Here is a 14,339-nt window from a genome sequence, read left to right on the forward strand (position 1 = left end):
TTTTTGTTTAAATGGAAGATTATTATAATTGTTTTGAATTCTTATAAAATATATAAACTAGTAACGTGAATGAGATATTTTCTGTTCGCTGAAGTAATTAGTAAATAAATCATTAAGTTTTATTATCCCAATACAACTGTTTACATCAATGTTTATCGGCGCTCCTGAACGACTTCTTAGAAAGATTAATAACGCTTGTATCAATTAGAAAATCATACAAGCGTTTATATCTTAATTTGGTATAGCCAATAACTACTCTCTACTCATCACCAAATGTTTCTTCGTAATCTAGAGTTGACCTTTGTATTACGTCATATGCTGTTTCTGCGTCATATACATCTGTTAGAATGCAGCGTGGTTCAGAGTCACCAGGTAGATCTTTATAAGTAGTAAAGTAGTGCTTCAAGCGGTCAATCACCATTGATGGAACATCTTTAATTGATCTGTAGTGTCCGTAAATCGCATCCCCTTCTAGAACAGCAATCAGTTTGTCGTCAGCTTTGTTCTGATCTAAAAGTCTGAATCCTCCAATAGGTCTTGCTCTAACTATAATATCACCATGTGTAATATCTTTCTCTGTGAGTACACAAATATCAACAGGGTCACCATCACCTTCTATATCTGTACGATTAAGTGAGATATTGGTTAATTCTGCAGTGTGTTTGCTACTATAGGTCTGAGGAAGGAAACCATAGAGTGCAGGAATAATATTAGAGTACTTCTGTGGACGATCAATCGTTAGGTAACCAGTCTCTTTATCCACTTCATATTTGACTGTGTCTGTAGGCACTATTTCAATAAATGAACTAACAACGTAAGGGGAATCCTTACCTAATTTTATTCCGTGCCAAGGATGTGCTTTGTATTTTCTCATTAAACTGAAATTGTTTTCTTAGTTTATTCGTGCAAATATAATAACATTTAAAGGAAGGTATCTTGATTTCGATAAATATAAAATACTTATTAACCTTTATAGCCCCCTTAAATTAGCGTTAGTTAACACTTTTGAGTCTGTCCTTCATTTTTAGGTGCTTATACCTTGTTTATGAAGAGTCTAGCAGGTTCTGTTATTTTGCATATTTGTGTCAATATTATTCATGTATTTGATGTCAAAGTTACTCTTTATTATTTGCTTTATCTTATCCATCGATAGGTGCTCGTGAGATGAATTCTTATTTTATTGATAAAGAGAACTCCCAAATGCTGCTCGAAATTATTTATATTTGCAGCTATGATTGTGGAAGATGATATTTATAAGACAATAGAAGAAACTTACGAAGGTAGCTTTAGCGAAAAGCGAAGCAAATTTGTAAGCTTGGCTATTCCTGTAAATTCTGAAGAGGAAGTCAAGTCACATTTGGATGAATTACGGAAAATCTATTATGATGCTCGACATATTTGTTGGGCGTATCATATAGGAACCGATGAGGTTAAGTTTAGAGCTAACGACGATGGAGAACCTTCAGGGACAGCGGGGCGTCCAATTCTAGGGCAGATTCGTTCTTTCGAGCTTACAGATATATTGATTGCTGTAGTTCGCTATTTTGGAGGGATAAAACTAGGTACTGGAGGGCTGGTTGTAGCTTATAAAGCTGCTGCTGCTAATGCCTTAGAGCAAGCCGTAATTGTAGAGAAAACAATTAATGAAACTGTAAGCATTACTTTTGAGTATCCCTTTATGAATGAGGTCATGCGAATTGTCAAAGAAATGGAACCCACTATTCTTAGTCAGAACTTTGAAATGTCGTGTGCTATGACCCTTCAAATTCGTCGTTCACAAATTGAATTATTAAGAAATCGTTTGTCAAAGGTGCAGTCTCTACTTTTCGTAGATGAACACGATGACACTGAAATATAAATACCAGAAGTTTTATGGCATTTAGTGCAAGCAAAAAAGAGTGGAGTGAATTATATGTTTTCTTACGGTTATTGGCCGATGGAAAACTTTGTCAGGGTAATCACCGAGGAGAATTGAATGAACGTGCCTTTTGGCCCCTAGCTGTTATTGATAGAGAAGATCATGACGGTGTTCGTCGTTATTTTATCGAAGATGAAATGGTACGGGTTGAAGGTAAAGGCGATTACATTAAATTACATCGTGGTGCTTTAGCTGCTATGTCTGATAAGGTGTTAGACTTAATTCGTGCGAATTCTGAGGAGTTAATAGAGTGCCCCGCAGATATTGAGGCTTTTTTAAACACAGCTCAAATCTATCAATTAGAACCCGAAACAATGGATCGCACAGATCTTAAACTTGGTTTTTGGTCGGAACACAACATCCCTTCGGGTTTTATTATTCAATCCAAATTGGCTTCTATGCGTCCGATACTGGATGGAGGTAGAGCTGCCAACTTAAAATTTGAATTAACCGGGAACAAAAAGTTTGCTCAACCAGAGATATTGAATATCAATGCACTTGATTCTGCTGAAAGTGTTCGAGATAGAATTATGTTCATTGAAGAGTTGGGCGGTACTTTAAAGTATGCTGATGTTGCTGATCGTGTCTTTAGATGCAATCTTAACATGATGGACCTTCACTTTGGTCGTATACTTGGCGAGATGGTGCGTACCTTTCATATGGAGGGTAAACCTCGTGTATATGAGGTAATGAACCTAATCAAAAAGAGCAACCCAGTGAAGGTAAAAGAAGATCTTATTCAGAAACATCATTTCTATGAATACAAGATGAAGCAGTTCTTAATGACCTTGGTTTGTGGTATGCGTCCAGCAAAGATATTCGACGGGCTTGACTCTTCTGTTCAAGGTATGTTGCTTGTTGGCGCTGATGGATCTATTTTGGGTTACCACAAAAGTGAAAGAAAAACGTTTGAAGATTTCTTATACCTAAATACTCGTTTCCTCAAGGGTCCCACCGAAAAGGATAAGTACGGTTACTTAGAGCGTGAAAATGGAGTTTACTATTTTAAACTCAATGCTAAGATTGGCTTGATTAAACGATAACCTAATATAGGCTAGTCAAGAATATAAGTTAATATTAAATATCCCCACTATAAGTTTGAATTATAGTGGGGATATTTTTATAGTTTGCTATTAGCTAAATGCTAGTTGTCAAAAGTTTCGTAGCGTGTGGTCAATAGAGTTCTATCGCCCAACGTATTATCAATACGTGCTACGTTTAGCCAGAACTTATTGTCCTTCACACTCTGGATAGGGTAACAAGCTTTTTGTCTGCTGTACTTATGTTTCCACTCATCGGCCACCATTTCATATTCGGGATGTGGTGAGTTGACCAATACGTTATCTTCTAGAGTATAGGTTCCAGCCTTAACCTCTTGGATCTCTTCCCAAATAGTATCCATTACTTTGATAAAGTTGTCTAGCTCTGCTTTACTTTCACTTTCTGTGGGTTCAATCATTAGTGTTCCATATACAGGGAATGAAAGCGTAGGTGAGTGGTAACCAAAGTCCATCAATCTTTTGGCGATATCGTTTTCAGAGATTCCTACCTCAGCATTAATTTTGCGACATTCTAGAATCATCTCGTGTCCCACAAAGCCGTTGGCTCCACGGTAAACTACGCCATAAGTATCCTTGAAGTTGGCTGCTAGATAGTTTGCATTTATAATTGCAGCTATAGTTGCTCTTCTAAGACCCTCTTCGCCCATCATGCGGATGTAGCCATAAGTAACGGGCATTACACCTACACTACCATAGGGAGCCGATGAAACTTGATTCTCATCGTTGCCGAAATAGGCGTGACCTGGTAAAAATGGAACCAAATGCTTAACACAGCAAATCGGGCCAACACCAGGACCACCTCCACCGTGTGGAATTGCAAAGGTTTTGTGTAGGTTAAGATGACATACGTCTGCACCGATAAAACCAGGATTAGTTAATCCTACTTGGGCATTCATATTTGCTCCATCCATATATACTTGACCTCCTACTTTGTGAATTAGCTCACAGATTTCAACGATATCCTCTTCGAAAATACCGTGAGTTGAGGGGTAAGTAATCATCAGGGCAGCAATTTCATCTTTGTGCTGATCTACCTTCTTGCGGAAATCTTCCATGCTAACATTACCACCTTCGTCAGAATCGACTATAACAATGTCATAACCAGCTTGTACTGCAGATGCAGGGTTCGTGCCGTGTGCTGAGGCTGGAATAATAACCTTGTTGCGATGTCCTTGTCCGATGCTCTCTTGGTAAGAGCGTATGGTGCGCAATCCTGCATACTCACCTGCGGCTCCAGAGTTGGGCTGTAGGCTGATTCCGTCGAACCCAGTGATGGTCTTTAGCAAGGAGCTTAGGTTGTCAATCATTTCGAGTGTCCCAATAGCTTGATCTTTGGGAACAAGCGGATGTAAACCCATGAATTCGGGTCTTGTCATCGGAATCACTTCGGATGCTGCGTTGAGTTTCATCGTACACGACCCCAATGAAATCATTGAATGTGCAAGAGAAATATCTTTTCGGTCGAGGCGTTTGATATAACGCATCATCTCGGTTTCGGTATGGTATTTCTTAAATACCTCATGCGATAGGAAATCGGAAGTTCTAGTCAACTCTTTAGGAATAGCTGAACCCTCTTTAAGTTTAGGAGCTTGAGTTTTATTGGCTGAAACCACAAATACTTCTAATATGTTTTCAATATCAGTATCAGTAGTAGTTTCATCAATACTTATTGATAAATCACCACTTGGGTGATATCTGAAGTTAATTTCTTTGGTTAGCGCAATTTCTTGTAGGAACTCACGGTTAATACCTGTAGGTAATTTTACGTAAACCGTATCGAAGAAATGTTCGTTCGCTTGAGTGTATCCCAAGCTTTTTAGGCCCTCACTAAGCTTGAATGCTTTGGTATGGATCGATGAAGCAATCTCTTTCAATCCTTCAGCACCGTGATAGACTGTGTAGAATCCAGCCATTGTAGCCAAAAGGGCTTGAGCTGTACAAATATTAGAGGTTGCACGCTCACGTTTAATGTGTTGCTCACGTGTTTGGAGTGCCATACGGTAACAAAGTTTGCCATAGGCATCTTTAGACCATCCTATAATACGTCCTGGAATATGGCGTTTATAGTCACTTCGAGTTGCAAAGTAGCCAGCCGAAGGACCACCATAAAACAGTGGAATTCCGAATCTTTGTGTACTTCCAAAAGCAATATCAGCACCCCATTCTCCAGGAGGAGTAAGTAGGGTAAGGCTAAGAATGTCAGCAGCAACGGCAACTAGTGCTTCATTTTTGTGTGCAGATTCAACAAAGCTGCGGTAGTCTTCAACACTACCTTCATTATTGGGGTATTGGATAATTGCACCAAATACCTTATCGGTAAACTCAAAAGTTTTGTAATCACCCTCTACAATCTCTAAGCCTTGTGGAATAGCTCTTGTTTTAATTACTGCTTTGGTATCGGGGAATACGGAGTGATCAATGAAGATAAGATTAGCATCTGCTTTCTTTTTGTTTCTTGATCTGAGGTTGAACATCATTGCCACAGCTTCGGCTCCAGCAGTAGCTTCATCAAGTAGAGAGCTATTGGCTAGTGGAAGGCCTGTCAAATCGCTAACAGCAGTTTGAAAGTTCATTAAGGCTTCAAGTCTTCCCTGTGATACTTCACCTTGATAAGGGGTATAAGAGGTGTACCATACGGGATTTTCGAATACGTTGCGTTGAATTACAGCGGGTGTAATGGTGTTATACCATCCTTGACCGATATAAGTCTTAAATATCTTGTTTTTTTGAGCTAACTCAACAATGTGTTGGTGATAGGCATATTCAGAAAGAGCAGGAGGCAAATCAAGCTTCTCTTTGAGTAGGATATTTGCAGGAAAAGTCTTCTTTATTAACTCGGCCTGAGAAGAGACGCCTATTTTCTTAAGCATCTCTTGTATGTCAGTCTCATTAATACCAATATGCCTATCGGCCAGATAATTAGTTTTCATAGGGTTTAAGTTTTTAAAGTTCTACTAATGTGTGGATATGTCTGTGAAAAATGGGTTATACATTTTTTCGTGTCCTATTGTGGTCGAAGGACCATGTCCAGGATGTACCACTGTCTCATTAGGTAAGATAAAGAGTTTTCCGATAATATTCTGCTTTAAATCATTAAAATTACCTCCTTGCAAATCTGCACGTCCTACACTACCGTTAAAGAGTACATCTCCAACGATAAGGTCGCCCGACTCTCTATTGAAAAATACGACGCTACCAGGTGAGTGACCAGGTACCTCGAAGACTTCTAGTTTTGTATTACCAAAAGCAATGGTATCTCCTTGGTGAATATATTTACCTAGTGGAACAGGTTTCTCTTCGAGCTCAAAGCCAAACATACGGCCTTGTTGAACAGCACCGTCTAACCAAAACTCATCAGCTTGGTGCGCCTGAGCCTTCAGTCCATACTCTTCCATCATATAAGGGTTGCCCAATACGTGGTCAAGGTGTAAATGTGTGTTTAGCAGATGCTTTACAGTAAGTCCGTTGTCGGCGATAAATTGCTTTAGTTCTTCTTTTTCTCTAGAGAAAAACATTCCTGGGTCAATTACTACTGCTTCTTTGGTTTCGTCCCATAACACATAAGTGTTGACAGGGAACATATTGAATTCGAATTTCTTAATATTCATATTGTCTGTCTTTAGATTTGTTGATTTTAAATTGGCACATAAACCACCTTTTTAGTTTCGAAGAACTCTTCTTCGAACTCTTGGTTTAAGTCAAAAATAGTGACTTTGTTCTTTACAGGCATTACTTCACTTTCAAGCTCACCGCCTTTAAGGCAGATTAGTCCGTTGGGCAAAGCATTCTGTTGCTTCTTGCTGATGTTCTTTTTTATGATTTGCAAGAGGTCCATTAGTGGCATTACTGCTCTACTAACAACAAAATCGAATTCTTGTTTTTCTTCTTGCGCTCTTGCATGCTTAAAAGATACATTTGTTAGGCCTATAGCCCAGGCTACCTCCTGTGCAACTTTTACTTTTTTACCTATACTGTCCACCATGTGAAAATGTGTCTCAGGATACATAATAGCTAAAGGAATTCCCGGGAATCCACCTCCCGTACCCAAATCCATAACTTTAGAACCGGGTTTGAAGTTGATTGCCCTTGCAATACCTAGTGAGTGTAAGACATGGTGAGGGTAAAGGTTCTCAATATCTTTGCGAGAAATGACGTTGATTTTAGCGTTCCAATCAATGTACAAATCGTATAATGCTTCGAATTGTTTTTTTTGCTCGTCGCTTAAGTTTGGGAAGTATTTAAGAATTAAATCCATGATAGGTTGTTTGTTTCGATTTTGTTTAAAATAGGCCTTCTTTTTCAACCAGTCAAGCGTTTAGACAACCGTTGAGTTTCTTTTACAAAACTAGGAGTAATAACTTGTGGTACGGTGAAATTAAGCCTAATGACAAATATAATCTATTTATTACTATTTCCATTTATCTTGATGAGGCAGTTCACTAGAATCAAAAAGCCAAAAGAGCTTTTGTCTTTAACTTTAAACCCCTTATTCATGCAAAATGAATAAGGGGTTTAGTGACGATGGTTAGTACGATTTATTTTGTAATCCTTTATATATCAATAGTCTATAACAGCTTGTTTACTGTCTGGTTTTTCTTATTTAATAAGTCTTTTAGTTTAGCAAAAGGCACAGTTACCTGTGTTGGGCCCATTGCATAGGGAGCAATTTCATAGACATTATAAACAAAACAAACCCCCGTATCGGTAATTCTGATATTATTTGTTGATTCAATTGATTTGCTCCAATAGCCTTCTTTATCGAGAGAGTCTGTTTTTAGATCTTTCTTAAGTTGCTCCTTGATAAGCTCTGTTAGCTGATCTTTGGCATTGGGCAAGAAGAGTTCTTTAAACGTGATTTTGCTTTTGTTAGCCAAGTCTAAATTGAGGTAGTGAATGCTTGAAATCCCATGCGCACCTCCTGTATATTCGTAGCTAAGGCTCTCTATTACTAAAATGTCGTTTTTATATAACACAGGTGTAGATTGAAGTGTAATTTCGTAATTATACCAATGTCCTATATCATCTTTACTCTCTATTCGCTCAAGCTCTTCCTTATACATAGGTTGTATTTCGTCTATATAGCCTTTATTATAGTTTTCGGCAAACTTGTCAACTGCTTCTTGGTCTTTTAGGCTTGTAAAGGATTTGCCAAAATTAAAAACAGAGATTTGGCTTTGAACCCACTCCATAAGTTGAGTATCACCCTTAACAGGGTATTCAACATTAAATTCAAAAGTTGCTTTCGGAGCCTTTTCATCGTTGAATAGGTGAGTCTTTCCTTGTTTAGAAAAGTTTTTAAACACTAAGTCTCCAGTCTTATTGGCTGTTGAGCAAGAGGAGAAGAAAAATAGCATGCAAATTAATAGGCTATTTCGGATAAGTAAGTTTTTCATTTTGTTAATATTTTATTTAATGAACAAATTTACACAAACTAAAGTTCTCCTCATCAGTTCAATACTAAATAGTCTTATATTAGTTACTTCCCATGCGACCAGTGGGTCATTTGCATGTAGCGAGTAACTCGTTTCGATTAAACGACTAGCTGGTTTTATCTCATGAACGATATTGACAAGAAGTTTAGCATATGAAATTCGGTAGGGCTTCTTGTTTTAACAGCTTTGTCTTGAAATCCTAAATTTAACAAAACTCAATAATGATTGGTCAATAGCTTGTAATAACCGATTATTAGTGCTATCTATTATAGTTTTAACTTATTCTTAGCAGAACAATTTTAGCATATGGTCTGTTAATAATAAGATATAACTCAACATTTTCATTGATTTTAATATCCTAATCCTAATAAACAAACTCTACAAATATGAATAAAATAGCACGTAAAACTTTTCCTGTTGTCAATATGAACACCGCTCGTTGTGGGCATAAAGTAGAGAAGGCGATAAGCGAATTGCTAGGAGTTATCGAAGTAAAAGCCAATGTGGAGAATAATACAGTATTGATAAAATACGATATTACTCGGATAACAGTTGGGCAAATTCGAGCTGGAGTACTTTCTGTCGGATATGATATTATTATTGATCAAGAAGATCAAATTGAATTACAAGAAAAAGAACAGATTACACGATACCAAAAACTTCGTGCGGAGGTTATCGGGTCTTGGGTTTTTGCAGTTCCTCTCTTACTTCTGTCGGTCAGTCGATTTTTTGACTCATTTACCTATGCTGGTTACCTAAGAATGTTGATGGCACTGACTGTCTTGTTGTTTTTTGGCAGAGGATTCTACTCAAGTGCTTGGAGCAAGATCAGAAGAAAGATCTATGGTGTTGACCTTTTGGTTGCAATAAGTGTAAGCGTTGCTTTTTTATTTAGTGTGTTTAATACTTTTTGGCCTCAATATTGGATTATTAATGGGATTGTCCCTACAACTTATTATGGTTCGATTGTAGTAATCATAGCTTTTGTTTTGACTGGTAAATTTCTAGAAATCCGTACCAAAGGTAGTACGACCTTGGCTATTCGTAACCTGATGGGGCTTCGTCCTAAAACTGCAATAGTTATAAGTCAAGGGGAACATCAGCAAACTCCACTTAAGAAATTACAGGTAAATGATGTGATTCTTATTGAACCAGGCGAAAAGATTCCTATTGATGGTGAAGTAATTGATGGAGCTTCTTATGTAGATGAAGGCATGTTATCGGGTGAACCTTTGCCTGTCGAAAAAGCGATAGGTTCAAAAGTTACCGCTGGTACAGTAAATCAGCGTGGCCGCCTCACAGTACGTGCCGAAAAGGTGGGTGAAGATACTTTCTTAGCTCAAATTATACGTATGGTTCAGGAAGCTCAAAGCTCGAAAGCTCCCGTTAAGCGTATTGTAGATAGGGTAACCTCGGTATATCTTCCTATTGTGCTAGTAATCTCGCTATTGAGTTTGATGGGTTGGCTAATTTTTGGAGGTGAATCTCGTGTGGCTTATGCACTCTATACTGCTATATCTGTATTGATTATAGCCTGTCCTTGTGCTTTGGCCTTAGCTTCTCCTATTGCTCTTTTGGTAGGTGTAAATAAAGGTATGCATCAGCACATCCTTATTAAAGATATGTTTGCCCTTGAGCAAATGCATAAAATTAATACTGTCGTCTTTGATAAGACTGGAACAATCACTGAAGGACGACCAGCCATTGTGGGGTGGTTGTGGGCTGTACCTCAAGAGTTGAAGTATAAACAAATACTTTTAGCTGCAGAGTCGCGCTCAGATAACCCACTTGCTTTAACCCTGCTCGAGGAGTTGTCTATGAAGCAGAAGGTCAAACCTGTAGATTTAGAAGCAGTAACGAATATCGCAGGTAAAGGACTGATTGTCGAGTATGAAAAAGAAAAATATTGGGTGGGTGGTAAACGTCTGAAACAAGAGTTTAAAGCTGAAGTTAAGGGTGCTCTAGTAGAGATGTTGGGTAGCTACGAAGAAAAGGGCTATAATATTATCTACTTCGGTAAAGAAGACCAATTACTCTCAATTATTTCTGTAACTGACCAGTTGAAACCCTCTTCTCTATCAGCAATACGAGAGCTTTCGAGAATGGGACTTCAGGTGACTATGTTAACAGGAGATAGTGAGCGTAGTGCAAAGGCTGTGGCTCGAAAACTAGCAATCGACTCCATCAAAGCCGAAGTTCTTCCAGATGAGAAAGAAACTTACATTCGTGAGTTGCAAGCTCAAGGTCGCCGTGTAGCGATGGTCGGTGATGGGATAAACGATTCGCAAGCTTTAGCTTGTTCGGATGTGAGTATTGCCATGGGTAGAGGAACTGATATTGCAATGAATGTTGCGATGATTACACTAATGACCTCTGACCTCTCTTTGCTTCCTCGTGCGATTCGCTTGTCTAGACGTACGGTACGCTTAATACGCAAAAATATACTTTGGGCTTTTGTCTTCAATATCTTGGCATTGCCTGTTGCTGCTGGCTTATTAGTACCTATTACAGGTGCTTTGTTGAGCCCAGTGCTTATGGGAAGCGTTATGGCATTATCATCAGTATCTGTTGTTCTAAACTCGTTGACCTTAGATAGAAGTAAGATTTAAAATCTAATGATTTATATGTTAAAAGGGCCTTAATATCATCGTGTATTAAGGCCCTTTTAAGTGGATCTTTATCTAAACAAGCATAAAGCTTTTATCTCTTTTGTTTGTAGGAGAGTGGGCTCATACCTACATATCTTTTGAAGTATTTACCAAAAAATGAGGGCGTAGGGAAGTTGAGAGCATAAGCTATTTCTTGTACCGACATATTGGTTGATCTCAATTTTGCTTTGGCATCCATGATTACAACATGTGCTATTAAGTCGAGCACAGTTCCACCAGTCACATGTTTAACAGTAGTGCTAAGGTGCTGTGGAGTAAGTTTTAATTGTTCGGCGTAGAATTGTGCTGTACGCTCATTCATATAGTTTTGGGTAATCAGTAATAATAGCTCCCTATAAATTTCTTCCTGGCGTGTGCGTGTTACCTCTTTAAACGGATGTTCCTGATAAATATTAGCAACAGCTATAAGAATTGATCGCATGGCACATAGAATAATTTCGGGATGAACTGGGACTGATTCGTCGTTAGATAGTTTTGCCCAAAGTGTAAAATAGTCTTCTAAGTAAGATCGGACATTGTCCGCTACGCGTATGACAGGTTTCTCTATTATTTTATGATAAGAGGTTGCCGTAACCTCCATTAAGTTAATTTGACTAATGGTATCGCCCGAAAAACCAGTAAAGCAGAGGCGAATGGGTGATGTAGATTCTTTAAACTGAATAATAGAGCCAGGAAAAAGAGTAATTAAGTCACCTTTTCTGATTTTATAGTCAATTAAATTTATCGAAACATTCATTTCGCCTTTCAAACATATAGCGAAAATACCCGCTTGAAGTCTGCATGCTTGCTTATATAAATTAAGCAAATCTTGCGTGATGTTATGCCAAGCTAAAACACTGCTAGGTAGGTCAACTTGCGGAAAATCGAAATCTAAATTAATCTTACTTGCCATGAAAACAAATATACTATATTTTACTAACTCTATATCTGATAGTTTTCTTATTTTAGTAAATAATTATTCTCAAAGAGCAGAATTCGATATTAATTTGTCGTGTGCTGTTTATTTCTTGTATTAAAATTAATTATAGCACTATGGATATGCAAATTGTAGATTGGAATGAAATTTCTTATGCTGAGGCTTGGGAAAAGCAAACGGCTCTATTTAATGAAATAATCGATGCAAAGCTAAGTGGGAAACAATACGTTAATAATATTGTATTTTGTCAGCATCCCCCAGTTTACACTATCGGGAAAAACGGTCACGACAATAACATGTTAATAGGTGAAGCTTTATTAAAACAAATAGGAGCTACTTACTTCCACATTGATCGTGGTGGTGATATTACATATCACGGGCCTGGCCAACTTGTTGTTTATCCTATTCTCAACTTAGACGACTTCAGGTTAGGTCTAAAAGAGTATATCCACCTGCTCGAAGAGGCTGTAATTTTAACTTGTGCTGATTATGGGGTTTCAGCAAGTCGGCTCGATAAGGCTACAGGTGTATGGTTAGATGTCGATTCTGCCCACCCCAGAAAGATATGTGCTATCGGTGTAAAGTGCAGTAGATTTGTCACTATGCATGGACTAGCTTTTAATGTATCGACCGATCTGAGCTATTTTAACCATATCAATCCTTGTGGTTTTGTTGATAAGGGCGTTACCTCCTTAAAGAAAGAATTAGGCAGAGAGCTCAACCTGAATGAGGTTAAAGAAAGACTTAAAAAACACCTCATAGATCTCTTTAAACGTTAATATTGCCTCTTGTTTGGAGAGTTGTATGAAGGGGCTGTTTTTATATCTGGTTGTTTATCAGTAGTGTAACTCGTCGAGGGGTGATTATATTTAGATATTATTTGCATTACTTAGTATTAATCTTGTATATTTGTCAATGTTTGCTAGGTTAGACTAAATTTTAGTCTACTAAGAGGGAATGCCGTGAAATTCGGCAGCAATACCCGTTGCTGTAAGTCTGTTAGTGAAAGCTAATATTAGAACTACTACAATCCACTACTTAATATATAATTAAGTGGGAAGGATCTAAATCAGACGAGCCAGAAGACCTACCTATCGCAAATTTATTAATGCATTTGTGCCACGGGACCATGGACATAGCTAGTACTTGAGTGAATTTCACTTAAGACTTTCTGTATTGTTTTCGATTAACAGTCTCTCACACAAACAGTCTATTTAAAGTTATACTCGGCTAATTAATCAGTCCTAGCTATGCTTTTTCTACACTGTTGGTTGGAGGTAGAAGCCGTTGCACAGCTTGTATTTGGTTTTATTATTCTAATAATAACTAATAATACTGTTGTGATGAATTGTAAATTGATTTTTAAGAATCTCTTTTTGGTATCCTTACTACTAATTGGCGTTACTGCTTGTAGCGACAATGATAATCCTAAGGGAGGTGAGGTTAGTCAAGATTTAACGACTACTATTGAACGTATAAACCAGAGTGTTGAAAGCATGCAGCACTTAGTTACTATGCTTTCAGAGCATAGAAATATTACTGAGGTAAATCTTGAGGCTGGCTCTGCTGACCTGAAGTTTCGAGATCTTGCTACTGTATCGGTTTATTCTGGTCAAACTAACTCTGCTATACCAACTTTAAGCTTTGCTAAGAAGGATAATAAATATTATTGGACTGTTGTTTACCAAGGTAAAACAACCGAACTAACAACGATTAGTAGAGATCCTCTAGAGGTAAAACCTTTAAAGACTAGTACAGGATTTCCTGTGATTGGTACTCTTTATAAGGAAGGTATAGGTCAAATTTGGACAGTTGATACAGGGTCGGGGAGCTATGCTCTACTCGATGAATCTGGAAAAGAAATTTTAGCATCAGCTGATCCTAAGTTTACTGCCTTTGACAATATTGAGCTTTCAAACGCCGACTATATAGGATTAAGCCTAGTAGGGATTGAGGATGTTCTGAAAATATCACGTGTAGACATCTCTTTTAGAATCAGCCTTCCTGAAGATAATCTTCCCGTACTCTTCAAGTACGAAGCTAGCCAAGAGGTTAGCTATTCGGTTAATAATCTGACTGAAGTTGCAATAAAGGCGATACTGGACTTGCTAACTTTACCCGCACAACTAGTTAAGGGATAAAAAACTATCTTTATCCAATGAAACAACGAAAAGTATACGACCGCGAGTTTAAAGAAAACGCAGTTAAGCTTAGCTATGAAAGAGATAACTTGAGTCAGTTTGCTAGTGAGCTAGGAATCTCCGTAAAGCAACTTTATAGTTGGCGTAGCCAATACAAGCTTAAAGGTTCTGAGAGCTTTCCAGGCAATGGTAATACAGCCGT

The 14,339-nt window shown here is 37.9% G+C and carries 12 protein-coding genes and 1 riboswitch; of the genes, 6 read left to right on the forward strand and 6 right to left on the reverse strand.

Going from position 1 to position 14,339, the window contains the following annotated elements; translation table 11 throughout:
* Positions 1 to 259: 259 nt before the first annotated feature.
* A complete protein-coding gene (locus B091_RS0108865) occupies positions 260 to 874 on the reverse strand; it encodes an inorganic pyrophosphatase (RefSeq protein ID WP_018109650.1) in 615 nt (204 codons plus the stop codon).
* 363 nt (positions 875 to 1,237) lie between these two features.
* Here B091_RS0108865 and B091_RS0108870 point away from each other — a divergent pair, with 363 nt between their 5' ends.
* Both B091_RS0108870 and B091_RS0108875 read left to right on the forward strand, forming a co-directional pair.
* The gene (locus tag B091_RS0108870) at positions 1,238 to 1,858 is read left to right on the forward strand and encodes an IMPACT family protein (protein ID WP_025069604.1); all 621 of its coding nucleotides are present in this window, start codon (positions 1,238 to 1,240) and stop codon (positions 1,856 to 1,858) included.
* A gap of 14 nt (positions 1,859 to 1,872) precedes the next feature.
* Positions 1,873 to 2,961, forward strand: coding sequence for an HpaII family restriction endonuclease (locus B091_RS0108875; protein WP_018109652.1), 1,089 nt, complete (start codon positions 1,873 to 1,875; stop codon positions 2,959 to 2,961).
* Positions 2,962 to 3,062: 101 nt separating this feature from the next.
* Here the strand turns inward: B091_RS0108875 and gcvP are convergent, their stop codons facing one another.
* From gcvP to B091_RS0108895, 4 genes are all read right to left on the reverse strand, one after another.
* The gene (gene gcvP / locus B091_RS0108880) at positions 3,063 to 5,909 is read right to left on the reverse strand and encodes an aminomethyl-transferring glycine dehydrogenase (protein WP_018109653.1); all 2,847 of its coding nucleotides are present in this window, start codon (positions 5,907 to 5,909) and stop codon (positions 3,063 to 3,065) included.
* 24 nt (positions 5,910 to 5,933) lie between these two features.
* Complete coding sequence (locus tag B091_RS0108885) at positions 5,934 to 6,587, reverse strand: MBL fold metallo-hydrolase (RefSeq protein ID WP_018109654.1); 654 nt, start codon at positions 6,585 to 6,587, stop codon at positions 5,934 to 5,936.
* Between the two features lie 26 nt (positions 6,588 to 6,613).
* On the reverse strand, positions 6,614 to 7,234 hold the full coding sequence (gene rsmG, locus B091_RS0108890) for a 16S rRNA (guanine(527)-N(7))-methyltransferase RsmG (protein ID WP_018109655.1): 621 nt from the start codon (positions 7,232 to 7,234) through the stop codon (positions 6,614 to 6,616).
* A 310-nt stretch (positions 7,235 to 7,544) separates the two neighbouring features.
* A complete protein-coding gene (locus B091_RS0108895; RefSeq protein ID WP_018109656.1) occupies positions 7,545 to 8,372 on the reverse strand; it encodes a DUF3298 and DUF4163 domain-containing protein in 828 nt (275 codons plus the stop codon).
* A 425-nt stretch (positions 8,373 to 8,797) separates the two neighbouring features.
* Here B091_RS0108895 and B091_RS0108900 point away from each other — a divergent pair, with 425 nt between their 5' ends.
* Complete coding sequence (locus B091_RS0108900; protein ID WP_018109657.1) at positions 8,798 to 11,020, forward strand: heavy metal translocating P-type ATPase; 2,223 nt, start codon at positions 8,798 to 8,800, stop codon at positions 11,018 to 11,020.
* Positions 11,021 to 11,111: 91 nt separating this feature from the next.
* On the opposite strand, the gene B091_RS0108905 is transcribed toward B091_RS0108900, so the two are convergent.
* Positions 11,112 to 11,972, reverse strand: a complete 861-nt coding sequence (locus B091_RS0108905; RefSeq protein WP_018109658.1) for a helix-turn-helix domain-containing protein — start codon at positions 11,970 to 11,972, stop codon at positions 11,112 to 11,114.
* 125 nt (positions 11,973 to 12,097) lie between these two features.
* On the opposite strand from B091_RS0108905, the gene lipB reads away from it, so the two are divergent.
* From lipB to B091_RS0108920, 3 genes are all read left to right on the forward strand, one after another.
* Entirely contained in the window at positions 12,098 to 12,775 is a 678-nt protein-coding gene (gene lipB, locus B091_RS0108910; protein WP_262482563.1) for a lipoyl(octanoyl) transferase LipB, read from the forward strand.
* 128 nt (positions 12,776 to 12,903) lie between these two features.
* A riboswitch (cobalamin riboswitch) is annotated at positions 12,904 to 13,105 on the forward strand.
* A 234-nt stretch (positions 13,106 to 13,339) separates the two neighbouring features.
* Positions 13,340 to 14,137, forward strand: coding sequence for a PL29 family lyase N-terminal domain-containing protein (locus tag B091_RS0108915; protein WP_162137975.1), 798 nt, complete (start codon positions 13,340 to 13,342; stop codon positions 14,135 to 14,137).
* A gap of 17 nt (positions 14,138 to 14,154) precedes the next feature.
* Positions 14,155 to 14,339 (forward strand): transposase (locus tag B091_RS0108920; protein ID WP_018109661.1); only part of this gene is annotated, 185 nt, incomplete at its 3' end.

Source organism: Bacteroides propionicifaciens DSM 19291 = JCM 14649 (assembly GCF_000375405.1).
GTDB classification, from domain to species: Bacteria; Bacteroidota; Bacteroidia; order Bacteroidales; family Bacteroidaceae; genus Bacteroides_E; species Bacteroides_E propionicifaciens.

Bases quoted from the DNA above. Each gene is read 5' to 3' on its own strand.
- B091_RS0108865 (WP_018109650.1), bottom strand. From the start codon at position 874: ATGAGAAAATACAAAGCACATCCTTGGCACGGAATAAAATTAGGTAAG.
- B091_RS0108875 (WP_018109652.1), top strand. From the start codon at position 1,873: ATGGCATTTAGTGCAAGCAAAAAAGAGTGGAGTGAATTATATGTTTTC.
- gcvP (WP_018109653.1), bottom strand. From the start codon at position 5,909: ATGAAAACTAATTATCTGGCCGATAGGCATATTGGTATTAATGAGACT.
- B091_RS0108885 (WP_018109654.1), bottom strand. From the start codon at position 6,587: ATGAATATTAAGAAATTCGAATTCAATATGTTCCCTGTCAACACTTAT.
- rsmG (WP_018109655.1), bottom strand. From the start codon at position 7,234: ATGGATTTAATTCTTAAATACTTCCCAAACTTAAGCGACGAGCAAAAA.
- B091_RS0108895 (WP_018109656.1), bottom strand. From the start codon at position 8,372: ATGAAAAACTTACTTATCCGAAATAGCCTATTAATTTGCATGCTATTT.
- B091_RS0108900 (WP_018109657.1), top strand. From the start codon at position 8,798: ATGAATAAAATAGCACGTAAAACTTTTCCTGTTGTCAATATGAACACC.
- B091_RS0108905 (WP_018109658.1), bottom strand. From the start codon at position 11,972: ATGGCAAGTAAGATTAATTTAGATTTCGATTTTCCGCAAGTTGACCTA.
- B091_RS0108915 (WP_162137975.1), top strand. From the start codon at position 13,340: ATGAATTGTAAATTGATTTTTAAGAATCTCTTTTTGGTATCCTTACTA.